This window comes from Rhodanobacter hydrolyticus, from assembly GCF_044904645.1.
Window position 1 is genome coordinate 1,552,843 of sequence record NZ_JADIKK010000008.1, and the last position, 20,987, is coordinate 1,573,829.

The 20,987-nt window shown below is 67.4% G+C and carries 22 protein-coding genes; 17 read left to right on the plus strand and 5 right to left on the minus strand.

Annotated elements, in window-relative coordinates:
• Positions 1 to 236: 236 nt before the first annotated feature.
• The 6 genes from ISP25_RS09730 (at position 237) to ISP25_RS09755 (ending at position 6,453) form a co-directional block, all read left to right on the plus strand.
• Positions 237 to 1,955, plus strand: a complete 1,719-nt coding sequence (locus tag ISP25_RS09730; protein WP_404613509.1) for a hypothetical protein — start codon at positions 237 to 239, stop codon at positions 1,953 to 1,955.
• 304 nt (positions 1,956 to 2,259) lie between these two features.
• Entirely contained in the window at positions 2,260 to 3,120 is an 861-nt protein-coding gene (locus tag ISP25_RS09735) for an SDR family oxidoreductase (protein WP_404613511.1), read from the plus strand.
• 125 nt (positions 3,121 to 3,245) lie between these two features.
• Complete coding sequence (locus ISP25_RS09740; RefSeq protein ID WP_404613513.1) at positions 3,246 to 4,883, plus strand: acyl-CoA dehydrogenase family protein; 1,638 nt, start codon at positions 3,246 to 3,248, stop codon at positions 4,881 to 4,883.
• A 32-nt stretch (positions 4,884 to 4,915) separates the two neighbouring features.
• A complete protein-coding gene (locus ISP25_RS09745; protein WP_404613514.1) occupies positions 4,916 to 5,467 on the plus strand; it encodes a P-loop NTPase family protein in 552 nt (183 codons plus the stop codon).
• 32 nt (positions 5,468 to 5,499) lie between these two features.
• Positions 5,500 to 5,991 carry an asparaginase domain-containing protein gene (locus tag ISP25_RS09750; protein WP_192153912.1) on the plus strand — a complete coding sequence of 164 codons (492 nt, stop codon included), beginning with the start codon at positions 5,500 to 5,502 and terminating at the stop codon, positions 5,989 to 5,991.
• 84 nt (positions 5,992 to 6,075) lie between these two features.
• Complete coding sequence (locus ISP25_RS09755) at positions 6,076 to 6,453, plus strand: hypothetical protein (RefSeq protein WP_404613515.1); 378 nt, start codon at positions 6,076 to 6,078, stop codon at positions 6,451 to 6,453.
• Positions 6,454 to 6,562: 109 nt separating this feature from the next.
• Here ISP25_RS09755 and sufT read toward each other — a convergent pair whose 3' ends face one another.
• On the minus strand, positions 6,563 to 7,120 hold the full coding sequence (gene sufT, locus ISP25_RS09760) for a putative Fe-S cluster assembly protein SufT (RefSeq protein WP_404613517.1): 558 nt from the start codon (positions 7,118 to 7,120) through the stop codon (positions 6,563 to 6,565).
• A gap of 170 nt (positions 7,121 to 7,290) precedes the next feature.
• On the opposite strand from sufT, the gene ISP25_RS09765 reads away from it, so the two are divergent.
• Positions 7,291 to 7,713 carry a hypothetical protein gene (locus ISP25_RS09765; RefSeq protein ID WP_404613519.1) on the plus strand — a complete coding sequence of 141 codons (423 nt, stop codon included), beginning with the start codon at positions 7,291 to 7,293 and terminating at the stop codon, positions 7,711 to 7,713.
• Positions 7,714 to 7,804: 91 nt separating this feature from the next.
• On the opposite strand, the gene ISP25_RS09770 is transcribed toward ISP25_RS09765, so the two are convergent.
• Together ISP25_RS09770 and ISP25_RS09775 are read right to left on the minus strand one after the other, a co-directional pair.
• Positions 7,805 to 9,274: an NAD(P)(+) transhydrogenase (Re/Si-specific) subunit beta gene (locus ISP25_RS09770; RefSeq protein WP_404613521.1), complete on the minus strand. Its 1,470-nt coding sequence runs from the start codon at positions 9,272 to 9,274 to the stop codon at positions 7,805 to 7,807.
• Positions 9,271 to 9,573, minus strand: coding sequence for an NAD(P) transhydrogenase subunit alpha (locus ISP25_RS09775; protein ID WP_192153902.1), 303 nt, complete (start codon positions 9,571 to 9,573; stop codon positions 9,271 to 9,273). Before ISP25_RS09775 ends, ISP25_RS09770 begins: the two co-directional genes overlap by 4 nt.
• Before the next feature lie 437 nt (positions 9,574 to 10,010).
• Here ISP25_RS09775 and ISP25_RS09780 point away from each other — a divergent pair, with 437 nt between their 5' ends.
• The 3 genes from ISP25_RS09780 to ISP25_RS09790 are packed head-to-tail and all read left to right on the plus strand — an operon-like array spanning position 10,011 to position 11,476.
• A complete protein-coding gene (locus tag ISP25_RS09780; RefSeq protein WP_404613523.1) occupies positions 10,011 to 10,601 on the plus strand; it encodes an RNA polymerase sigma factor in 591 nt (196 codons plus the stop codon).
• Entirely contained in the window at positions 10,598 to 10,996 is a 399-nt protein-coding gene (locus tag ISP25_RS09785; protein ID WP_192153899.1) for a hypothetical protein, read from the plus strand. The genes ISP25_RS09780 and ISP25_RS09785 overlap by 4 nt, the downstream gene beginning before the upstream one ends.
• Positions 10,997 to 10,999: 3 nt before the next feature.
• A complete protein-coding gene (locus ISP25_RS09790; RefSeq protein ID WP_404613525.1) occupies positions 11,000 to 11,476 on the plus strand; it encodes a DUF3106 domain-containing protein in 477 nt (158 codons plus the stop codon).
• 31 nt (positions 11,477 to 11,507) lie between these two features.
• Here the strand turns inward: ISP25_RS09790 and ISP25_RS09795 are convergent, their stop codons facing one another.
• Positions 11,508 to 12,608 carry an NAD(P) transhydrogenase subunit alpha gene (locus ISP25_RS09795; RefSeq protein WP_404613527.1) on the minus strand — a complete coding sequence of 367 codons (1,101 nt, stop codon included), beginning with the start codon at positions 12,606 to 12,608 and terminating at the stop codon, positions 11,508 to 11,510.
• 110 nt (positions 12,609 to 12,718) lie between these two features.
• Here ISP25_RS09795 and cdd point away from each other — a divergent pair, with 110 nt between their 5' ends.
• The gene (gene cdd, locus ISP25_RS09800) at positions 12,719 to 13,141 is read left to right on the plus strand and encodes a cytidine deaminase (protein WP_450088475.1); all 423 of its coding nucleotides are present in this window, start codon (positions 12,719 to 12,721) and stop codon (positions 13,139 to 13,141) included.
• A 49-nt stretch (positions 13,142 to 13,190) separates the two neighbouring features.
• Here the strand turns inward: cdd and ISP25_RS09805 are convergent, their stop codons facing one another.
• Positions 13,191 to 13,667, minus strand: coding sequence for a hypothetical protein (locus ISP25_RS09805; protein ID WP_404613529.1), 477 nt, complete (start codon positions 13,665 to 13,667; stop codon positions 13,191 to 13,193).
• Between the two features lie 218 nt (positions 13,668 to 13,885).
• On the opposite strand from ISP25_RS09805, the gene ISP25_RS09810 reads away from it, so the two are divergent.
• From ISP25_RS09810 to ISP25_RS09835, 6 genes are all read left to right on the plus strand, one after another.
• A complete protein-coding gene (locus ISP25_RS09810) occupies positions 13,886 to 14,455 on the plus strand; it encodes a nitroreductase family protein (RefSeq protein WP_404613531.1) in 570 nt (189 codons plus the stop codon).
• Entirely contained in the window at positions 14,443 to 15,351 is a 909-nt protein-coding gene (locus ISP25_RS09815) for a 5'-3' exonuclease (RefSeq protein WP_404613533.1), read from the plus strand. Before ISP25_RS09810 ends, ISP25_RS09815 begins: the two co-directional genes overlap by 13 nt.
• Before the next feature lie 130 nt (positions 15,352 to 15,481).
• Complete coding sequence (locus ISP25_RS09820; RefSeq protein WP_404613535.1) at positions 15,482 to 16,018, plus strand: (2Fe-2S)-binding protein; 537 nt, start codon at positions 15,482 to 15,484, stop codon at positions 16,016 to 16,018.
• The gene (locus ISP25_RS09825; protein ID WP_404613536.1) at positions 16,015 to 18,291 is read left to right on the plus strand and encodes a xanthine dehydrogenase family protein molybdopterin-binding subunit; all 2,277 of its coding nucleotides are present in this window, start codon (positions 16,015 to 16,017) and stop codon (positions 18,289 to 18,291) included. Before ISP25_RS09820 ends, ISP25_RS09825 begins: the two co-directional genes overlap by 4 nt.
• Before the next feature lie 436 nt (positions 18,292 to 18,727).
• Positions 18,728 to 19,603, plus strand: coding sequence for a substrate-binding periplasmic protein (locus tag ISP25_RS09830; protein ID WP_404613538.1), 876 nt, complete (start codon positions 18,728 to 18,730; stop codon positions 19,601 to 19,603).
• Entirely contained in the window at positions 19,600 to 20,940 is a 1,341-nt protein-coding gene (locus ISP25_RS09835; protein WP_404613539.1) for a sensor domain-containing diguanylate cyclase, read from the plus strand. The genes ISP25_RS09830 and ISP25_RS09835 overlap by 4 nt, the downstream gene beginning before the upstream one ends.
• Positions 20,941 to 20,987 lie beyond the last annotated feature (47 nt).

Genomic DNA, 20,987 nt, shown 5'->3' on the forward strand with positions numbered 1-20,987 from the left:
CGCGCGTTCCGGCGCAACGCGGCGATGGAGCGGTGCGCTGCTAAGCTGCGATGGAATTCCAAACGCTGCTGATTCTGCCCGTCCTGCCGGCAGGACGTTTCTCAACAGCCGAATGGCTGGTCAAGCCGGCATCCAGCGCCGTCAAGCCAAGAGCATCAAGACACGGGATGCCGGCTTCCGCCGGCACGACGAGCTGGAAAGCCGATCATTCAACCTTCCCACGATTTGCCAAACCCATGAGCGGACGCCGCGACCAGCACGAATCCGAACAGCGCGGACGCACCGAACCCACGCTGGGCAACCTCGACCAGCTCGATGCGCCGTCGCGCCGTGGCTCGCTGCGCGACGCACCGCCACGCGACGACTTGCCATCGATGAAAGCCGAGCCGCGCAATGCGCGCGAATCGGCACAACCCCGGCGCAAGCGCCGCCGCTGGCTGGTGCCCATCCTTCTGCTGCTCGTGATCTGCGCGGCGGGCGCGATGTGGCTGGGACGAAGCTATCTCAGCAACAGCCTGCTGCCACGCACCGAACTCAACGACGTGCTCGGCCGCGCGCAACAGGCGCTGGCCGCCGGCCATCTGGATGGCCAGGACGGCACCAGTGCCCGCGAGCTGTTCCAGGCGGCCGTGGCGCTTGAGCCGGACAACGACATCGCCCGCGACGGGCTGCACCAGGTCGGCATGGCCGAACTTTCGCAAGCCGACGCCGCCCTGCAGGCCGGCCAGTTCGACGTGGCAGCACAAAAGGCCGCGGTGGCGCGCGAGCTGCTGGGTGGCGGCAGCGACGTGGACCATCTCGACCAGATGATCGCCTCCAAACGCGCATCGCAGGTGCAGGTTGCGACCCTGGTAGATCAGGCGCAGCAAGCCTTCGCCGCCGGCCAGTACGGCGGCGACCACGGCGCCGGCGCACTGTACAGGCAGATGCTCGCCGCCGATCCCGGCAATGCCGTGGCGCGCCACGGCCTGGATCAGGTTGGCGACGCTCTGGCAGCACAAGCACAGAAGGCCATCGATGCGAGCGATGGCCCGGGCGCCGACGCCGCCATCGAACAGCTGGCCGCGTTGCAGCCGAACAACGCCGCCCTGCCCGGCCTGCGTGCCGCGCGTGCGCAAGCCGGCCAACAGGACAGCGCCGCATTGGCTGCCGATCTGCAACAAGGCGACGATGCACTGCGTAACGGACGCATCGCCGGCGACGGCGACGACACCGCGCTGGCGCATTACAAGGCCGCGCTCGCGCTGGATCCGAACAACGCGCAGGCACAGGCCGGCCTCGGCAAAGTGGCGCAGGCGCTCACGGTGCAGGCCAGCGCAGCGATGGACGCCGGCGACGCCGCGCAAGCCGGCAAGCTGCTGGACAATGCGGCGGCACTGGCACCGAAATCCGCCGACATCGCCGCGGCGCGTGCGCGCCTGCAAGGAATGCAGACACAGCCGTCCACGGCCGCCAAGGCACCGGCGAACGAAGACCAGGATGTGGTGCCCGCCGCGGCGCCCGCGCCGACGCCGCAGCAAAGCGCACAGATCGCCCGCCTGCTGCAGCAGGCCCAAGCCGCCACTCAACGCGGCGACATCATGATGCCGCCCGGCAACTGCGCCTACGACCTCTACCGCAGCGCACTGGCCATCGACGGCAACAATGCCGCCGCCCAGCAAGGCTTGCAGGCGCTGCCCGGCGCGGTGCAACAGTTGTTCAATCGCGCGCTGGCTGCGGGCGACCTCGTCCGCGCCGGCCAGATGCTGGACAACCTCGCCGACGTTTCGCCTGGCGATGCGTCGCAAGGCACGCTCCGCCAGCGCCTTGCCAGCGCATGGCTGGACCAGGCCGATCGCCAACTCGCCGGTGGAGACCGCATCGGCGCGATGCAGGCGTTGCAGCAGGCGCGCAAGCTGGCGCCGGACCTGCCGCGCACCCGCGATCTCGCCGCACGCCTGCAGTCGGGTTCGTGATGTCGGAGCCTGCTCGCGATCTCCAATCACGCCGCGCCGGGAGCTGTTGGCGCGGAGGTCAAGAACGAATGATCGTCCGCAGGGAGAGTCCGTGGATGGACTCGGCTTTGAGGGGCGAGGAACGGACGGACGTCCACAACCGAGCGATGACGCAGGCATGCGGGCAAACAGCCCCGGCCCTGCGGATTGTCGTCGAATGGCCGCCATGCGACAGCGCGCGGCCTGGCCTGAGAGCCCAGGCGCTGCGCCACGCCGCGCTTCCACCTGACGGCCGCCCGGCGACGACGCGGGGCACCTGGAGATCATGAGCAGGCTCTCCGTGCTGGTTTTCGGTGGCAGCAGCCAGATCGGCCACTTCCTCCTGCCGCGCCTGGTCGCCAGCGGCGCCTCGGTGACGGCGCTGAGCCGCCACACGCGCGCCTCGCAACCCGGCCTGCGCTGGCTGCATGGCAATCTGCCCGACGCGTTGCCAGACGAACTGCCGCATCCTTCGGCGGTCATCAGTTTCGGCCCGCTCCGGCCGTTTGCCGATTGGCTGGCGCGCATGGAATTCGGCAGCGAGCCGCCGCGCGTGATCGCCACCAGCTCGATGAGCGCGGAGACGAAACGCGACTCCGGCGAGCCTGCCGAACGCGCCATCTCGCAACAGCTGCGCGATGGCGAACAGGCGCTGGCCGCCGCCTGCGCCCGCCATGGCGCACCGTGGACGGTGCTGCGCCCCACGCTCATCTATGGCGCAGGGCTGGACAAGAGCCTCAGCCCCATCGCCCGGCGCGCCTGGCGTACGCGTGTCTTTCCGCTGCCCGCCGGTCGCGGCATGCGCCAGCCGGTGCACGCCGAGGACATCGCGCTCGCCGTGCTCGCCGCGCTCGATTGCCCTGCCAGCGCGGGACGCATCCTGCCCATCGGCGGCGGCGAGCGGCTCACCGCGCACGACATGTTCGCCCGCGTCCGCCAAACGCTGCCACACGCCAACCTGCCCATCGCGCTGCCGGCGTGGCTGCTGCACGCGGGTCAACGCTTCGCGCCCGCCAAATTGCGTGGCCCCCTGGCACGCCTCGATGCGGACCTGATTGCGGACAACAGTGAACTGGAACGCTTGCTCGGTGTGACGCCGCGAGCGTTCCAGCCGACCGCGGACATGTGGTTTCCGGCCAGGGGGTGACGCCCTCGGAGCCCGTTCACACTCTCCCCGTGCTTGCCAAGCGGAGATAGTGGACAGACCCCCAGCGTTTGATCCGGCCTGCCCCGCGCTTTCTATACTGGCCTCTTCGCACCGAGGAGTCGCCCATGGGATTCCTGCAAGCCGCCCCGCAACTTCCGCATCCCTGGCGCAGCGACCGCCTGCTGCCTGCCTTGCTTGAACGCACGCTGCCCATCGTGCGACGCGACGCGCTCCACAGTGACCTCCATGCGTTGGGCGACTACGCGCTGATGGCGTGGCAGCGCGCCGCCACGACCACGCGACGCAAGCCGGTGCTGACGCAATGGGACGCGTGGGGACGGCGCGTGGATCGCATCGAGTTGACCACGGCATGGCAGGAAGGGCCGCACGTCACTACGCGCCACGCGGTGCTCGCCGCCGGCCACGAGCACCATGAGCACGCGCGGCTGGAGGAATTCGCGCGTGTCTATCTCTACCACGTGGCCAGCGAGTTCTATACCTGCCCGCTGGCGATGACCGATGGCGCGGCAACCGCGTTGAAGGCTTCCGGCAATCGCGCATTGATCGAGCGCGCGCTGCCGCATTTCCTCAGCCGCGACACGGCGACGTTCTGGCTCAGCGGCCAGTGGATGACGGAGACGCACGGCGGCTCGGACGTGGGCAACACCGAAACCGTCGCACGGCAGGATGCCGAGGGCCAATGGCGCCTGCACGGCCGCAAGTGGTTCAGTTCGGCCGTGGTGGGCGAGGCGGCGCTGGCCCTGGCGCGGCCCGAAGGCGCCGGCGCCGGCTCCGGTGCCTTGGCGCTGTTCTACGTGGAAACGATGGACGGTGCGCAACGCAGGCCGGAACTCGTCATCGACCGCCTGAAGGACAAGCTGGGCACGCAGGAACTGCCCACCGCCGAGATCCATCTGGACGGCCTGCCCGCGTGGCCTCTGGGCGAATTGTCGAACGGCGTGCGACAGGTGGCGCCGATGCTCAACGTCACGCGCACCTGGAACGCGGTGTGCGCGGTCGCCAGCATGGCGCGTGCGATCACGCTGGCGCGCGACTACGCCACCCGCCGGCTGGCCTTCGGCCGCCCGCTGATCGAGCAACCGCTGCACGCGCAGACGCTGGCCGACATGCAGGCCGAGTTCGAGGGTGCGTTCGCACTGGCCTTCGAAGTGGCGCAACTGCTGGGCCGCGTGGAACACGGCAGCGCCGCACCACACGAGATCGCGCTGCTGCGCCTGCTCACGCCACTGGCAAAGCTGTGGACCGGCAAGCTCGCGGTACGCCTCTGTTCCGAGGCGCTGGAATGCTTCGGCGGCGCCGGCTACATCGAGGACACCGGGCTGCCGCAGCTGCTGCGCGATGCGCAGGTATACGCGATCTGGGAAGGCACCACCAACGTGCTATCGCTGGATGCGCTGCGTGCGCTGACCGGCGACGGACTGGTCACGCTGCGCACCGCCGTGGCCGCCTGGCTGCAAGGCGGCGATCCGCACGCCGCATTCGCCATCGACGCGGCATTGGATGCTGCGGCCAGCCATCTCGATGCGACGCCTGCGCAGCGCGCCACGCTGGAAGCCGGCGCGCGCGGCCTGGCGATCACGCTGGCACGCTGCGCGGCGGCGGCCCTGCTGGCACGCCAGGCAGCGTGGTCGCAAGCGCGCGGCGATGCGCGGCCTGCGGCGGCGTTGCGCCGTTTCCTGGGTCACGGCCTGCTGCGGCTGGCGGATATCGGCACGGACGACACCGCCTTGCTGCTGCACTGAGCATGCCGTCGCCGCCGACAGGACATGCCGGCGTGACGCTGTCCGATCTGGGCAGGCGCATCTGCATCCTGGGTCCTTCCAACAGCGGCAAATCGACCCTGGCGGAAGCGATCGCTCGCAAGTGCGGCCTGCACGCAATCCACCTCGACCAGCTCCACCATCTCCCCCGCACCGACTGGCGCCCCCGGCCGCAAAAGGAGTTCGTCGCCCTGCACGATGAAGCCATCCTGGGGGATGCCTGGGTCATCGACGGCAATTACTCCGTGTGCATGCCGCAGCGTATCCGGCGCGCCACCGGAATCATTCTGCTGGACACATCCGCGCCGCTCAGCCTGTTTCGCTACCTGGCGCGCTGCCTTTCGGGCCATGCAAGGGTGGGCGCGCTGGAGGGCGGCCGCGACCGCGTCACCTGGAACATGCTTCACCATATCGTCGTGGTCACTCCGGGCAACCGCAAGCGCTACGCGGAAATCTTTCGCCGGATCGCGTTGCCGAAGATCCGGCTCGCATCCGTGGGCGCCATCGACGGGTTCTACCGGCAAAGCAGCCTCGAAAGACAAGCGACAGCACGCAGCGGGCGCTAGACTGGCGCCCTTTCCACCACGCGGCTCCGACCATGCAGCATCTCACCATCGTCACCACCGGCGGCACCATCGACAAGATCTATTTCGACGACAAGTCGGACTACAAGATCGGCGCCCCGCAGATCGGCGAGATCCTCGGCCAGCTCGGCGTGGCGTTCCAGTTCGACGTGATCCCGATCCTGCGCAAGGACAGCCTGCACGTGACCGACGAGGACCGCGCGCTGGTCCGCTCCACCATCGAGGCGCAGCCACACCGCCACGTGCTGGTGACCCACGGCACCGACACCATGGTGGAAACCGCCAAGGTGCTTGCCACCATCCCCGGCAAAGTGATCGTGCTCACCGGCGCACTGAACCCCGCGCGCTTCCAGGGCTCGGACGCGGTGTTCAACATCGGCTGCGCGGTGGCCGCGGTGCAGACGCTGCCCGACGGCGTTTACATCGCGATGAACGGACGCGTGTGGGATCCGGCGAAGGTGCGCAAGAACCGGGCGGAGAATCGGTTCGAGGAAGTGCGGGGCTGAATACAGCGAGTCTTGGAAAAGACTCTTTACCCTCCGCTTTGGTCTCGTTGTTTCTTTCAAATCGAGCATCGTTGGAAATATGCGATGAAATGGAACATCTTGATGGCCGTTGTGACTGCCACACTTGTTCTCACCTCATGCATGCCCGTAACGCGCGAAGCCGGGCAACGCATAAACGGGAAAGGATCGGCACCGGAATTTGTCGTGACAATTACCCGAAGCGGATCCTATGCGCTGTGCGGGCGCCCCGAAACGGAGCCCGATATCCGCGCATACCTCCCCGTTGAAGCCATGCGCGCACCGCAACCAACATTGCGAGCCTTTGTCGAAGGAGGCATCGAAACTGCAGCCGGATCAAAAGCGCTGCACACATTGCTGACTGAAGCGAGTGATTTCGGCATCACACATATTGTTATTGATCGGCCTGATCCGTATAGCACCGCTACCGCTCCTGGTTGCTAAACGTGTACATGCCGCCGGGAACAAGGGCGGAATCCAATCTTAGGGGTGCGCCTCCAATTTCCACCTCGCACGCTTGGCCTCTCACCTCCAACCCTCTCCCCGAAGGGGGTCAAAGCATCCCCGTTTCCAGCTTCGCCAGCTCGGACATCATCGAGTGGTTCCACGGCGGATCGAACACCAAATCGATGTCGGCCTCGGCGATGGTGGGGATCATCTCCAGCTTGGTGCGAGCGTCGTCCACCAGGATGTCGCCCATGCCGCAGCCAGGCGCGGTGAGAGTGAGCTTGACGTAGACCTTGCGCTGGCCGTCCTCGCGCTGTTCGAGGCTGAGGTCGTAGACCAGACCCAGCTCGACCACGTTCACCGGGATCTCCGGGTCGAACACAGTGCGCAGCTGATCCCAGCAAAGCCTCTCCACGTCGGCGTCAGTGGCGTCGGCCGGCACCTCGATCGGCGGCGGCGGCTCCTTGCCCAGCGCGTCGGCGTCCTTGCCCGCGATGCGGAACAGGTTGCCTTCCACATACACGGTGAAGCTGCCGCCCAGCGCCTGGGTGATGTAGCCGACCTGGCCGGCGGGCAGGCTCACCGTTTCGCCCTGCGGCACCATCACCGCCTCGCAGTCGCGTGCCAGGGTGAAGGGTTCGCTGCTCAGACTGAAACCACTCATGCCACTCGCCAATCCGTCGTCAATGATGGGCGCCGCACGGCGCGCCAAGCTGCCTATTATGCCGCGCCGCCGGGCCGGATCGGGATGATCGGCCACGCCGACCGGCTATGATCGGCGCTTTGCCCGCCGGACAAGCGCATGTTCCACCTCTCGATTTTCCGCCGCACGCCATGAAGGCACGCGACGTTCCGCTGTTCGTTTTCGCACTGTTCTGTGCCGCGATGATGGGCCTGGCCGTGGGCGCGACGTGGATGGTGGCGGCGGTGTACCTGCGCCAGACCGCCCCTTGGCTGGGGCTGCCGGCAGGCGCGGTGCTGGCCTGGGCGGTCCGCCACTGGATCCGCCGTCCCGGCACCGGCGCAGCGCTACTGGCCGCCTTCGCGACCGCATTGGCGGCGCTCTACTTCAACGTGCTGATGGCCACCATCAAGCTCGCCGGCAGCTTCGGCATGGGGCTCAGCGAGACGGTGCGCACCGCGGGCGCCGGCCTGTTGCTGGACCTGGCGAAGCTGAGCATGAGTCCGGCCGATCTCGCGTGGTATGCGCTTGGCACGCTGCTCGCGGCAGGGCTGGCCTGGCGCCGAAAGCGGTGATCCTTGGGCCGCACAGGCCGCGTCCGCTCGGTGCCTTTGCGATCCTCCTTGATCGCCAGAATCAAACGGGCGGCCATCCATGGCCGCACTCTCAACTGTCCAATGCCTTCAGCTCGCTGACCAGCTGACCGGCGGCGGCCTGACCATCGCCGTACAGCATGCGCGTGTTGTCGGCATAGAACAGCGCGTTCTCGATGCCGGCAAAGCCGGTGCCCTTGCCACGCTTGACCACGATGACGTGCTTCGCCGCCGCCACGTCGAGGATAGGCATGCCGTAGATCGGCGAGGTCGGATCGGTCTTCGCCATCGGGTTCACCACGTCGTTGGCGCCGATCACCAGCACCACGTCGGTGTTGGGAAACTCCGGGTTGATGTCGTCCATGTCCTCGATCAGGTCATAGGGCACGCCCGCCTCGGCCAGCAACACGTTCATGTGGCCGGGCATGCGGCCGGCCACCGGGTGGATCGCGAACTTCACCTTCACGCCGCGCTCGATCAGCAGCTTGGCGAATTCCCATACCTTGTGCTGCGCCTGCGCCACCGCCATGCCGTAGCCGGGCACGATGGCCACGCGCTCGGCATAGGCCATCATCACTGCGGCATCGGCGGCCTCGATGGGCTTCTGCGCCCCCGCGATTTCCTGCGCCGCACCGCCAGCGGCCGCCCCGAAGCTGCCGAACAGCACGTTGCCCAGCGAGCGGTTCATCGCCTTGGCCATCAGCTGGGTGAGCAGGGTACCGGCCGCGCCCACCACCATGCCGGCAATAATCATCGCCTCGTTGCCCAGCACATAGCCCTCGAACGCCACTGCCAGACCGGTGAAGGCGTTGTACAGCGAGATCACCACCGGCATGTCGGCACCGCCGATGGGCAGTGTCATCAACAGGCCGAACAACAGCGAGAGCACGAAAAACGCCAGGATCACCGGCGATTCGAGGTGTCCCGCAGCCAGCATCACGCCATGCACCACGGCCAACAGCAGCACCAGCAGGTTCACCACGCGCTGGCCGGGGAACACGAAACGCCGGTCCATCCAGCCCTGCAGCTTGGCGAAGGCGACCAGCGAACCGGAAAAGCTCACCGCGCCGATCAGCGCGCCCAGCACGCCCAGGCCCAGGGCCACCGGCGACAACGGGGCCACCGCGGGAACCTGGTGCAGCGCCTCGGTCACCCAGTTTTCCGGGCGCAGGGGGTAGGTATCCGGCACCGCCACCGTCGCGCGCTGCACGTGTGCCACCAGTTCCGCCGCGCCGATGCCGGCCGCGGCGCCGCCACCCATGCCGTTGTACAGCGCCACCATCTGCGGCATCGCCGTCATCGCCACGCGGCGGCCGCTCCACCATGCCGCGGCCACGCCGATCAGCACCGCCGCAAGGATCAACCCGCGGTTCTGCATGTCCGGCAGCGCGAACGTGGCCAACACCGCCACCAGCATGCCCACGCCGGCCCATACGATGCCGCCGCGCGCAGTGCGCGGCGAACTCATGCGCTTCAGGCCCAGGATGAACAGCAGCGCGGCGAGGAAATAGCAGGCCTGGACCAGGGTGGGCAGCCAGCTCATGCCTTGTCTCCCGGCTTCCCGGCACTGGGCTTGAACATCTCCAGCATGCGCTCGGTGACCACGTAACCGCCGGCGGCGTTGCCCGCGCCAAGCAGCACGGCCACGAAGCCCAGCCCGATCTCGAACGGCGTGGAGGCGTGACCAAGCGCTATCATGGCGCCCACCAGCACGATGCCGTGAACGAAGTTGGAGCCCGACATCAACGGCGTATGCAGGATCACCGGCACCCGCGCAATGATTTCGTGTCCGGTGAACGCAGCCAGCATGAAGATGTACAGCGCCACAAATCCGTCGATCATGACCCCTCCCCTATGAGTTCCACCTACCTGAACAACGTTGCTCCAGCATCATACGCAAGGGATGCTTCGATTGCTCTCAGCGCAGGCGGCATGGCGCATGGAAGGCCCTCAGATCGTTGTGCGTGGCGCAATCCATGGCTGCCTGGGCAAGGCGCATGCGGCAATTTGGCGCCCTTTCGGGCACCACACCGTCATTTGAATTCGACTCGCTGGAGCCGGATTGTCTGCCCATATCCCTTCGGCACCCGGTCCCGGCAGGCAGCCGGCCGGCCTGCGACGACACAGCTGGGGGGCGCAGGCAGCCCATTCGGGGACGCCGGCACCGAATGCAATCGAAGCATCCCCGAGTCAACCTGCGCGGGCGCCGAACGTTGAGCACGGGTGTCGAACCGATGGAGCCGACGCATGCATCAGCCGACGATGCGGACGAGGCCGCCATGAACAGCCTCGCCGGTAGCCTCGATGCCGAACTGCTGGCATCCACAGGCGCGCAGGAGACCCCGGCCACCCTGGACGCCTTTCTGGCGCAGGTGGAGCGGCGTGCCTTCCGCGTGGCCGAACTGAACCTGCGCAACCGCGAGGATGCGCTGGATGCGGTGCAGGACGCCATGCTGCGGCTGGTGGGGCATTACCGCGACAAGCCGGCCACCGAATGGGCGCCGCTGTTCTGGGGCATCCTGCGCCGGCGCATCGTCGACCTGCAGCGCCGCCGCAAGGTGCGCTCGATCGTGGTGGGCTGGCTGGGCGGCGGCCGCGACGACGAGGGCGACGAACTGCCCAGCTGGGACCCGGCCGACCACGGCCCCGGCCCGCAGGACAGGGTGCAGGACGCGCAGTCGTGGAGCGACCTCAGTGCCGCGTTGCGCGAACTGCCGCAGCGGCAGCGCGAGGCCTTCACGCTGCGCATGCTGGAGGAACTGGACGTGGCCGAGACGGCCCAGGCCATGGGTTGCTCGGAAGGCAGCGTGAAAACACATCTGTCGCGCGCCATGCAGCGGCTGCGCGAACAACTGGAGGACTGGCGATGAACACGCCTGGCAACAACCTGTCGAACGCCCCGCTGGAGCAGCGCGCCCGCGCGCTCTACCACGAAGCCGCGCGCGACCTCGATCCCGCCATCGCCGGCCGTCTGCGCGCCGCGCGCCGCGACGTGCTGGCCGGCACCCGCCAGGCGCAGCACCGTGTCGCACGCTGGCTGGTGCCGTCCGGCGCCTGCGCAGCGATCGCGCTGGCCGCCTTGCTGGTATGGCCGTCCGCGCCACGCCCGACCGCCGAGATGCCGGCCGCCGTCACCGCTGCGGCCGGCAACGAAGCCGACAGCCCGCTGCCGCCTGACCCCGAACAGGCCGATCCCAACCTGTACCAGAACCTCGATTTCTACGGCTGGCTGGCAGCCAACGACAACCCGCCCCCCGCCCACTGATCCATGGCCTGGTTCGCACGCCCGCTGCATTCTTTTGTCCTCGCCGCCCTGCTCGGCGGCCTCGCCGTCGCACCCGCGCTGCAGGCGCAGGCGCGTGCGCCGACCTCGTGGGACAGCCTCACGCCCGCCCAGCGCGACGTGCTGTCGCCGCTGCGGCAAGACTGGGACGGCTTGCCGCCGCAGCGCCAACAGCACCTGCTGGAGAAGAGCAGGGACTGGGTGAACCTGCCACCCGCACAACGTGCGCAGATCAGCCAACGCATTGCCCGATGGCAACAGATGACACCGGTCGAGCGCAAGCAGGCGCGCGACAACCAGCGCCTGTTCCGCCAGTTGCCGGCGGAGCAGCGCGAGCAATTGCACGCCGCCTACCAGCGCTTCCAGAAGATGCCGCCGGAGCAGCGCGCCAAGCTGATGCAGCAATGGCATGCCATGCCGCCCGCGCAGCGGCTGCACTGGCTGCACGGACCGAAACGCTGACCAAGCCCCGGGATACTCCCGCGGGAGCCGCCTATCCCTTGAACATCGCCTCGCCGCCACGCGCCAAGCAGCTCTTCGCCACCAGCTCGTCGTCGAAATCGGGTGCCAGCGCGCCGTCCTTCAACAGCAGCTCGGCGAAGTTCACCACGTTGCGTGCGTACATCTCCGAAGCGTGCAGTGGCGCACCGGCCGGCAGGTTGAGCGGACCCAGGATCGTGACACCACCGTGCTCCACGCGCTCGCCCGGCCGGGTCAATTCGCAGTTGCCGCCGCTTTCGGCGGCGAGATCCACGACCAATGCACCCGGCTTCATGCCCTCGATCATCGCGGCAGTGAGGATCTTCGGCGCGGCACGGCCCGGCACGGCAGCAGTGGATACCACCACGTCGAATGCCTTGAGATGCTCGGCCAGCGCCTGCTGCTGCGCCGCGCGCTCCTCCGCCGACAGTTCGCGCGCATAGCCGCCGCTGCCTGCGGCACTGACGCCGAGGTCGAGGAACTTCGCGCCCAGCGATTCTACCTGTTCGCGCGTCTCCGGGCGCACGTCGTAACCCTCGGTCTGCGCACCGAGGCGGCGCGCCGTGGCGATGGCCTGCAAGCCGGCCACGCCGGCACCGATCACCAGCACCTTCGACGGACGGATCGTGCCCGCTGCGGTGGTGAGCATGGGGAAGAACTTGGGCGCCGCCTCGGCGGCGATCAGCATGGCGCGATAGCCGGCCACTGCCGCCTGCGAACTCAACACATCCATCGCCTGCGCGCGCGTCGTGCGCGGCAGCAGCTCCAGCGCGAACGCGGTGAGCTTGTGCGCGGCCAGCGCCGCGATGCGCGAGGGTGCGCCGTAAGGCCGCAATTGCCCCACGACCAGCGCACCTTCGCGCAACTGCGCGAACACCGCATCCTCGGGCGGCAGCACGCAGGCCAGCAGGTCGGCCTGCGCCAGTACTTCGCCGGCCGATGCGAAATCCGCATCTGCATAAACCGTGTCGGGAAAACCTGCCGCCGCGCCCGCGCCGCGCTCCAGCAACACGCGCAACCCTTTGCCGCGGAGCTTCTTGGCCATCTCGGGCGTGATCGCCACGCGGCGTTCGCCGGCGGCGGTCTCGCGCAGGGCGGCTACGGTGATCGGCATCGTGCGTCCCTCGTGGAAGATCGCTGCATCTTGCCATGTTTGCGCGCACTTGGACGCGCCGCCACGGCGCGCTAATCTGATCCACCGCCCGGGGGAGCACGGAGAGCACGATGCCCGTTTCCATCCCGCACGACGAACTGCTGGCGCTGGCGCACGCAGCCCGCGCACAAGCCCACGCCCCGTACTCCGGCTTTGCCGTGGGCGCCGCCTTGCTGGCGCACGACGGCCGCCGCTTCAGCGGCTGCAACGTCGAGAATTCTTCCTACGGCCTGTGCAATTGCGCCGAGCGCACCGCGCTGTTCGCCGCCGTTGCCGCCGGCTGCAAGCCGGGCGATTTCGCCGCCATCGCGGTGATCGCCGACTGCGACGGACCGGTCACTCCCTGCGGTGCCTGCCGCCAGGTGATGAGCGAATTGTGCGACGCCGAGATGCCGGTGCTGCTCGCCAACCTTCGCGGCGACAGCGCGCAGACCAGCGTGGGGGCACTCCTGCCGGGCGCCTTCCGGTTGCGCACCGCGGCGCCATCACCCTGACCCGGCAGGAAAAGGGCGACGCCGGCGGCGCCGCCCTTTTCGCCAGCGTTTACTGGTACTTCGTGCCGTTCACCACCACGTAGCCGGCATACGGCCAGGAGCTGCTGGTGCCGTGGTGCGTCCAGTCGATGCCCTGGCTGTCCATGTTGTCGTAGTAGTAGCGGCCTTTCACGTAGGTGGTATCGCCCACCGCTACCCATGGCCATTTCGGCGCGTCCATCTGGTCGAGATCCGACACGATCTCGATCACCACGCCCGAGGCCACCTGCACGTAGAAATAGCCGTGGTGGCCGCTGCTGGTCTTCTTCTCCGGCAGCACCGCGGTCACGATGCCGCAGACGTCCTCGGGCTGGTCGGCCGTGATCTGGCCGTTCTCGAACGCCTGCTGGTCCTGCAGGAACTGCGCGTCGTTGCACGGATACGTGGCCGTCGATTTCGCAGGCGCGAAAATGCCGGCGACATAGCTGTCCTGGGCTTGCGCCGCCGTGCCCAGCATCAGCGCTGCGCAGAGCAAAACGAACGACATGGAACGTGTTCTCATCAGATTTCCTCCCGATGCATCCCCTGCCCGCCCATCCTGTATCGCGCTGATGACGGCTCCGTGAAGCGGCGTGAATGTTTCGTCGAACCTGTGAACCAGTCGGCATGCGTGCGGCAGGAATGACAGAGGAGTCGACAAGTGCCTGATTCGCGTGCGGCACACGTGGCCGCTAGCATGGGGGCTCCCGCACCACGACCTGCGTCATGACCGCTGCCCTTTCCCTGCTGCAACAGCGCCACTCCATCCCATCGCGCCAGCTCGGCGCGCCCGCGCCCGACGAGGCCACCCTGCGCGAGCTGCTCGCCGCCGCGATCCGGGTGCCCGACCACGGCAAACTGGCGCCGTTCCGGCTGATCCGCCTCCAGGGCGATGCCAAGCTGCGCTTCGGCGAACGGCTGGCAGAACTGGCGATACGCAAGCAGCCGGAACTCTCCGACGCCAAGCGCGAGAAGGAGCAACTGCGCTATACCTTCGCGCCGCTGGTGATCGCCGTGGTCGCATGCATCGATGCCAGCAGCACCGTTCCCGAGATCGAACAGCGCCTGAGCGCCGGCTGCGTGGCCTACAACATCCTGCTCGGCGCGCATGCGCTGGGCTTCGGCGCGCAGTGGCTCACCGGATGGGCCGCCTACGACCCCGACGTGGCCGCGTTGCTGCAACTGTCCATGAACGAACACGTCATCGGTTTCGTGCATCTCGGCACACCGCAGCTCGACGTGCCCGATCGCGAGCGTCCCGCCTTGGATGATCTGCTCTACACATGGACGCCATGAACGCGGACCGCCGCGACGCCGCCCACCTGGTGGACGGCAGCCTCTACGTGTTCCGCGCCTGGCACTCGATGCCTGACGAATTCCACGACGCCGAGGGCCATCCCGCCAACGCCGTGCACGGCTACACCCGCTTCCTCTGCGAACTGCTGGAACGGGTGCGGCCGGAACGATTGGCCGTGGCATTCGACGCTTCGCTCACCAGTTCCTTCCGCAACGCTATCTACCCGCCCTACAAGGCCAACCGCGAGTTGCCGCCGCCCGACCTGGAACGCCAGTTCGTGCTGTGCCGCGAAGTCACTGCCGCGCTCGGCGTCGCGGTGCTGATCGATCACAGCTACGAGGCGGACGATCTGATCGGCAGCGTGCTGTGGGGCTTGCGCGCCCACGGCGTGCCCAGCGTGATCGTCTCCGCCGACAAGGACTTCGGCCAGTTGCTGGGCGAACACGACGAGCAGTGGGATTACGCGAAGAACCTGCGCTGGGGCCCCGCTGGCGTGCACGAAAAACTCGGCGTGCATCCGCACCAGGTCGCCGACTACCTCGCCCTCTGCGGCGACGCGGTGGACAACATACCCGGCGTGCCCGGTATCGGCGCCAAGACCGCCGCCGCCCTGCTCCACCACTTCGGCAATCTCGAAGCCCTGCTCGATCGGGTGGAAGAGGTTCCCTTCCTGCGCATCCGCGGCGCCGCCAGTTGCGCCGCGAAACTGCGCGAGCATGGGCAACAAGCGTTGCTTTATCGCCGTCTCACGCGCATTGCGCTGGACGCACCGGTGCCGGAAGGCATCGACGCCCTGCACCGTGTGGGCGGCGATGCCGTCGCACTTGACGCACTGTGCGAGAAGCTGCGGTTCGGCCCATTGACGCGGGCAAGGATGAAGGCACTGCTGGGGTAAGCCTCCTGTGCGCAACGGGGACATGCCACCTGCCCAGCCTGTATTTCCGCGCAACGATCAAGCGGCCTGCATTCCTAAGCCGGCCGCCGCAATGCCACAATGCACGGGATACGTTTGAAGGAGATCCCGCATGGCGCAAGCCCAAGCCCACGGTACGCCGGCCGTTCCGGACAACGGCATCGCGCCCGCGGCGGCGCATGGCGGCATAGCGGTCGAAATAAACGGCGAACACTTCGCGCATACCGGCGACCCGCAGATGCCGCTGCTGTGGTACTTGCGCGACGTGCTGTGGCTCACCGGCACCAAGTACGGCGGCGCGCACGGCGGCAGCGGCGCCGACCTGGTGCTGGTGAACGGCAAGCTGGTTTCCGCGATCACCCAGCCGATGGCGAAGCTTGCGGGCAAGAGCATCACCACGGTGGAGGGCCTCGCTGCGGACGACGGCACCCTGCATCCGCTGCAGCAGGCTTTCATCGACGAGGACGCGATCGGTTGCGGCTACTGCACGCCGGGCTGGCTGATGGCCGGCATCGATCTGCTCAAGCGGAAGCCGCAACCCAGCGACGCCGACATCAACCAGTTGCCCAACAGCTGCCGTTGCGGTTGTCAGACCCGGGTACGCGCCGCGATCAAGCGCGCCGCGGGCGGCAAGGTGGGCCAGGCATGAGCGCGAACCCGTCGAACGGCATCGGGCTGTCGCGCCGGCGCTTCCTGCAGATACTCGCCGGTACCGCGGGTGCGCTGGTGATCGGCGTGCGCTTCGCCGAGGCCGGCGAACCATCGCTGCCGCAGGAATGGCTGGGCAACGATTTCCATGATCTGGGCGCGTATGTGCGCATCGATTCCGATGGCAACGTGTTGATCGGCGCGCGCGATCCCGACACCGGCACCGGCGTCGCCACCGCGTTGCCGATGATCGTGGCCGACGAGCTCGATGCGGACTGGAACCGCGTCAGCGTGGTGCCCCTCGGCCTCGGTGTCGAAACGGGCGACAACGGCCGGTCACGCTGGACCTACGGCCATCAGCGCGGTGGCACCGGCGACTCCGTCCCCGCTGCATGGGCCGATCTGCGCCATGCCGGCGCGCTGGCACGCTGGCTGCTGACCCAGGCTGCCGCGCGCCGCCTCGGCATCGCGGCCGACCGCCTGCATTGCGAAGCCGGCACGGTGATCGCGCCCGACGGCCGCCGCGTCACCTACGGCAGCCTGGTGGACGACGCCAGCAAGATCGACCTGCCGCAGCAGCCGCCCGCGCCGAAATCGCCGGATCGCTACACCTTGATCGGCAAGCCGGTAGGCGACGCCGATGCGCACACCATCGTCACCGGCCAGGCCAAGTACGCCATCGACCACAACGAGGCCGAGGCGCTGGTCGCCGTGCTGCTGCACTGCCCCTGGCCCGACGGCACGCTGGCAAGCGTCGATCCCGCCCCCGCGCTCGCGGTGAAGGGCGTGGCCAGGGTGATGCAGCTGAAGCCGGATCCCAGCCAGTCACGCGGCTTTACCGTGATCGCTCCCGCGGTTGCGGTGCTGGCCGAAAACACCTGGGCCGCGCTGGAAGGTCGCGACAAGCTCAAGGTGGTATGGAAGCCCGGCGCCGGTGCCGCGGAAAGCAGCGCCGCACTGGAACAGCAGGCCGCCGCCCTGCTCGACGACAAGTCCACCGCCGCGCCCACCACCCGCGTGCGCGACGAAGGCGACGTGGAGAAGGCTGCCAAGCACGCCGCCAGCCGGCTCGACGCCACCTACTACCAACCCTGGCTCGCACACGCCTGTGCCGAACCGATGAACTGCCTCGCGCGCATCGACAAGGACAAGGCCAGCCTCGTGGTACCCACGCAGGCGCCGCAGCAGGCCTGGGCAGTGGTGCAACGACTCACCGGCCTCGCTCCCGACCAGATCGAGATCCGCGTGCCGCGCGTCGGCGGCGGCTACGGTCGCCGCCTCGACCACGACTACGTGGCCGAAGCGGTGCTGCTGGCCAAGGCCGTGAACAAGCCGGTGCGTCTGCTGTGGACGCGCAGCGAGGACTTCACCAACGACTACTACCGCCCCGCCAGCGTGCACAGGATCAGCGCCACGCTCGACCGCAAGCGCAACGTGGTTGCCTGGAACCAGCGCATCGCCAGCGCGTCCGCCCTCGCCGGCCGCGGCGTACCCGTCAACCGCCAGTGGAGTTCGGAAGTCTCCGCCGACCAGTTGCCCGCAGGCCTCGTGCCCAATTTCCGCAGCGACTGGTATGCGCAGGAATCCAGCCTGCCGCGCGGCCCGCACCGCGCCATGCCGCACCTCGCCAATGCCTTCGCGGCGGAGAGCTTCATCGACGAAATCGCGCACCAGTTGCGCGAGGATCCGCTGCAAACCCGTCTTCGCCTGCTCGGCGAGCCGCGCAACATCACGCTGAAGAACGGCGGCATGCTGGACACCGGGCGCCTGCGCAACGTGCTGCAGCTCGTCGCCGACCGCATCGGCTGGAAGAGCTGGCTGCGCAGCGTCAACGGCCTGGGCATCGCCTGCTGGTACATGGACGGCGCCTACGTGGCGCACGCCATCGAGACCTCGTTGCAGAATGACAAGCTCGGCATCGAGCGCGTCGTCTGCGCCGTGGATGTGGGCCGCGTGATCAACCCGCTCGGCCTCGAAGGCCAGGTCGCCGGCGCCACGCTGGATGCGCTCTCCACCGCGCTCAATCTGGCCATCACGGTGAAGGACGGTCAGGTGCAGCAGCACGATTGGAAAAGCTATCCGCTCGCCAGCATGGCCTTGCTGCCGAACAGCGTGGAAACGATTGTCGTCCCCGACGACGGACGTCCGCCCACCGGCGCCAGCTTCCTTGCCATGCCCACCGTCGCGCCGGCCCTCGCCAACTCGGTGTTCCGCGTCAGCGCGGTGCGCGTGCGGCGGCTGCCGCTGCTGAAGGAGTTTCAGCGGTTGCTGTGACCGTTCGCCGCCGGCTTCCTCGTCCTTCGTGCCCGCGGCCTGCCGTCAGCCGGCGGGCGGCTTGTGGCCGCCCTATTCCTCGCCAGGCGACGACGACCCCGAACGCTTGCCGGTGGCCAGGGCACCTTCTTAGCCATCCCGGGGGAAGCAGGCTCGGTTAATGTTCTTGGCCTGTAAGCCGATACCAGACGCAGCGACGTCCCAATGATGCGGAAACGATCCCTGCCCGCGCGAGGTGCATGCCGACCACCCCTCGCCGTAGTCAAATTTGCGTGCTATCGACCGTATCCATGACCCTGCGTTATCGTTGATCCCGCAGGTATCCGGTGCATTCCCGATGACCCGCTGGAAGACGAAGAGAGGCAGTCCTCGGCCACCCTTTTCATGACAAGGATCGGCGCCGGGGAACGATGTGACTTGGCAAGGCGAGGCTGGCATGGTGGGAAAACGTCTTTTCCGCTTGGCCATGATGGCTGCACTCGAATTCTCGTCGGCAGGCGTGCATGCCGCGCCCTCCCTGCAGGTGGTCTTTCCCCGGCCGGAAACGCCCTACGACGCCAGAACGGGCTACCCGGTCGCGGTTCTGCGCCTGGCTTTGGAACATCTGAATGTCGCGTTCTCGATGAAGCAGAGCGCGATCGTGCTGTCGCAGGCACGCACCCTCAAGCTGCTCGAGGACAACCAGGTGGTGACGGTGGGATGGTCCGTCGCGACGGTGGAGCGGGACAAACGGCTCCTTACCGTCAGGGTCCCGATCGATCGCGGCCTGATCGGTTGGCGCATCCTGCTGATCAGGCGCGACGAGGAGAAGCAGTTCAGGGACTTGCTGACGGTATCGCAACTGGCCCATGTGCCGATGGCTCAGGATCAGGACTGGCCGGATCTGGCGATCTTGCGTGACAACGGTTTCGACATGACTGCGGCGTTCGACTACGCGTCCCTATTCTCGATGTTGAAGCTGGGCCACGTCGACGCCGTGCCCCGATCGGTGGCCGAGATAGGCCAGGAACTCCAGAGCCCCGATGGAGCCGATCTCGTAGCGGAGACACATCTGCTGCTGCACTATCCGTCGGCGCTCGTCTTTTTCGTTTCGAAAAGCAATCCATCACTCGCCGCCGAACTGCAGAAGGGCCTCGAACGGGCCATTGCCGACGGCAGCCTCCGGCGGCTGTTCGAGCTCACGTACCGCCAGAGCCTGAATGCCCTGCACTTGCACGATCGCCATGTCATCGAGCTGACCAACCCATTGCTTCCGGCCAGCATGGTGCCCGCTTGCCGCGACTTCGGGTTTCAACCCGAAACCACGCAATGAATACGCAAGGCTCCAACGGCCGGCACAAGCGCGTACTGGCGAAGAGACTGGCCGTAGCGAATGTCTCCATCAACCTGCTGGTCACCGTCGTCATCACCGCCTGGATGCTTCTTGGCAGCTATCGCAGCGAGGTAAATGCGACGCGGCAAAGACTTGACGAAATCGGCCGGACCATCGTCCCCGCGCTCGTCGGCAGCCTCTGGCAGGTGAACGCGCATGAAATAGATGACCGCCTGGACGAGATCGGCAACATACCGGGCGTCGACTATGTGCGCCTGCAGAGCCATGAGGAACTGCATCAGCGTGGCCGGCCCGATGCACACCCGCGGGTAATCCGCACTTATTCCCTGATCTACAGCGACCACCAGCACTTCGACCTCGGCACCCTGACCGTCGAGTTCGGCTGGAGCCCGGTGAGGCAGAAGCTGCAACATCAGGCCATCGAGATAGGCATCGCCACACTTTCCCTCACGTTCTTCGGAACGCTGGCCCTCCTGCTCCTCGTCCAGGCCCGGATGACGCGATCGCTGGAGATCATGTCCAGCTATCTGCGCATGCTGCGTGTGGAGTATCTGGACATTCCGCTCATCCTGCCGAAATCGAAATGGAACCGGCCACCCGACGAGATTGATCAAATGGCGGGGTCGATCAATCGCATGCGCGAATACCTGGCCGAAAACGTTGCGGCACGCATTCGCCACGAAGCGGAACTTCAGTCGCACCACGAGAAACTGGAAGCGCTCGTCAGGGAGAGAACCGCGGCTCTCGAGGAAAAGACGCGCGAACTGGAGCTCCAGTCGCATACCTTCGAGAAGATGGCGAATACGGATGCGCTCACCGGCACCTGTTCAAGGCGCTTCTTCATCGAGGTGTCCGAACACGTGATAGCACGCTGCGCGAGAAGCAAGACCCCGCTTGCAATGCTGCTGCTGGACGTCGACCACTTCAAGAGCATCAACGACGTCCATGGCCACGCCGTGGGCGACCAGGTGCTCGTCGGCCTGGCCAGCACGTGTCAGGCTGGCTTGCGCGAGATTGATCTGCTCGGCCGGCTCGGCGGAGAAGAATTCGGCCTGTTGCTGCCCGAGGTGAAGATGAGCGACGCGCTGGTCATTGCCGAACGGCTGCGCAGCACCCTGGCGTCGCTGGCCATCCGCATTCCGCGCGAGGACGAGGTCCGGTTCACCGTCTCCATCGGGCTCTGCATGCTGTCCGATGGTTCGGACACCTACGAGACCCTGATGGCCCACGCGGACAGTGCCCTGTACGGCGCCAAGGAAGGCGGTCGCAACCGCGTGTGCGTCTTCGACACCACCACACTCATGGCTGCACGATGAAGATGGCCCGCTTGCCCTGACCTTGACCGCGGGGCGATTCGCGCGGA

Excerpts from the sequence above, each read along its gene's own strand:
- ISP25_RS09730 (WP_404613509.1), top strand. The coding sequence starts at position 237 with ATGAGCGGACGCCGCGACCAGCACGAATCCGAACAGCGCGGACGCACC.
- ISP25_RS09735 (WP_404613511.1), top strand. The coding sequence starts at position 2,260 with ATGAGCAGGCTCTCCGTGCTGGTTTTCGGTGGCAGCAGCCAGATCGGC.
- ISP25_RS09740 (WP_404613513.1), top strand. The coding sequence starts at position 3,246 with ATGGGATTCCTGCAAGCCGCCCCGCAACTTCCGCATCCCTGGCGCAGC.
- ISP25_RS09750 (WP_192153912.1), top strand. The coding sequence starts at position 5,500 with ATGCAGCATCTCACCATCGTCACCACCGGCGGCACCATCGACAAGATC.
- ISP25_RS09755 (WP_404613515.1), top strand. The coding sequence starts at position 6,076 with ATGAAATGGAACATCTTGATGGCCGTTGTGACTGCCACACTTGTTCTC.
- sufT (WP_404613517.1), bottom strand. The coding sequence starts at position 7,120 with ATGAGTGGTTTCAGTCTGAGCAGCGAACCCTTCACCCTGGCACGCGAC.
- ISP25_RS09765 (WP_404613519.1), top strand. The coding sequence starts at position 7,291 with ATGAAGGCACGCGACGTTCCGCTGTTCGTTTTCGCACTGTTCTGTGCC.
- ISP25_RS09770 (WP_404613521.1), bottom strand. The coding sequence starts at position 9,274 with ATGAGCTGGCTGCCCACCCTGGTCCAGGCCTGCTATTTCCTCGCCGCG.
- ISP25_RS09775 (WP_192153902.1), bottom strand. The coding sequence starts at position 9,573 with ATGATCGACGGATTTGTGGCGCTGTACATCTTCATGCTGGCTGCGTTC.
- ISP25_RS09780 (WP_404613523.1), top strand. The coding sequence starts at position 10,011 with ATGAACAGCCTCGCCGGTAGCCTCGATGCCGAACTGCTGGCATCCACA.
- ISP25_RS09785 (WP_192153899.1), top strand. The coding sequence starts at position 10,598 with ATGAACACGCCTGGCAACAACCTGTCGAACGCCCCGCTGGAGCAGCGC.
- ISP25_RS09790 (WP_404613525.1), top strand. The coding sequence starts at position 11,000 with ATGGCCTGGTTCGCACGCCCGCTGCATTCTTTTGTCCTCGCCGCCCTG.
- ISP25_RS09795 (WP_404613527.1), bottom strand. The coding sequence starts at position 12,608 with ATGCCGATCACCGTAGCCGCCCTGCGCGAGACCGCCGCCGGCGAACGC.
- cdd (WP_450088475.1), top strand. The coding sequence starts at position 12,719 with ATGCCCGTTTCCATCCCGCACGACGAACTGCTGGCGCTGGCGCACGCA.
- ISP25_RS09805 (WP_404613529.1), bottom strand. The coding sequence starts at position 13,667 with ATGTCGTTCGTTTTGCTCTGCGCAGCGCTGATGCTGGGCACGGCGGCG.
- ISP25_RS09810 (WP_404613531.1), top strand. The coding sequence starts at position 13,886 with ATGACCGCTGCCCTTTCCCTGCTGCAACAGCGCCACTCCATCCCATCG.
- ISP25_RS09815 (WP_404613533.1), top strand. The coding sequence starts at position 14,443 with ATGGACGCCATGAACGCGGACCGCCGCGACGCCGCCCACCTGGTGGAC.
- ISP25_RS09820 (WP_404613535.1), top strand. The coding sequence starts at position 15,482 with ATGGCGCAAGCCCAAGCCCACGGTACGCCGGCCGTTCCGGACAACGGC.
- ISP25_RS09825 (WP_404613536.1), top strand. The coding sequence starts at position 16,015 with ATGAGCGCGAACCCGTCGAACGGCATCGGGCTGTCGCGCCGGCGCTTC.
- ISP25_RS09830 (WP_404613538.1), top strand. The coding sequence starts at position 18,728 with ATGGTGGGAAAACGTCTTTTCCGCTTGGCCATGATGGCTGCACTCGAA.
- ISP25_RS09835 (WP_404613539.1), top strand. The coding sequence starts at position 19,600 with ATGAATACGCAAGGCTCCAACGGCCGGCACAAGCGCGTACTGGCGAAG.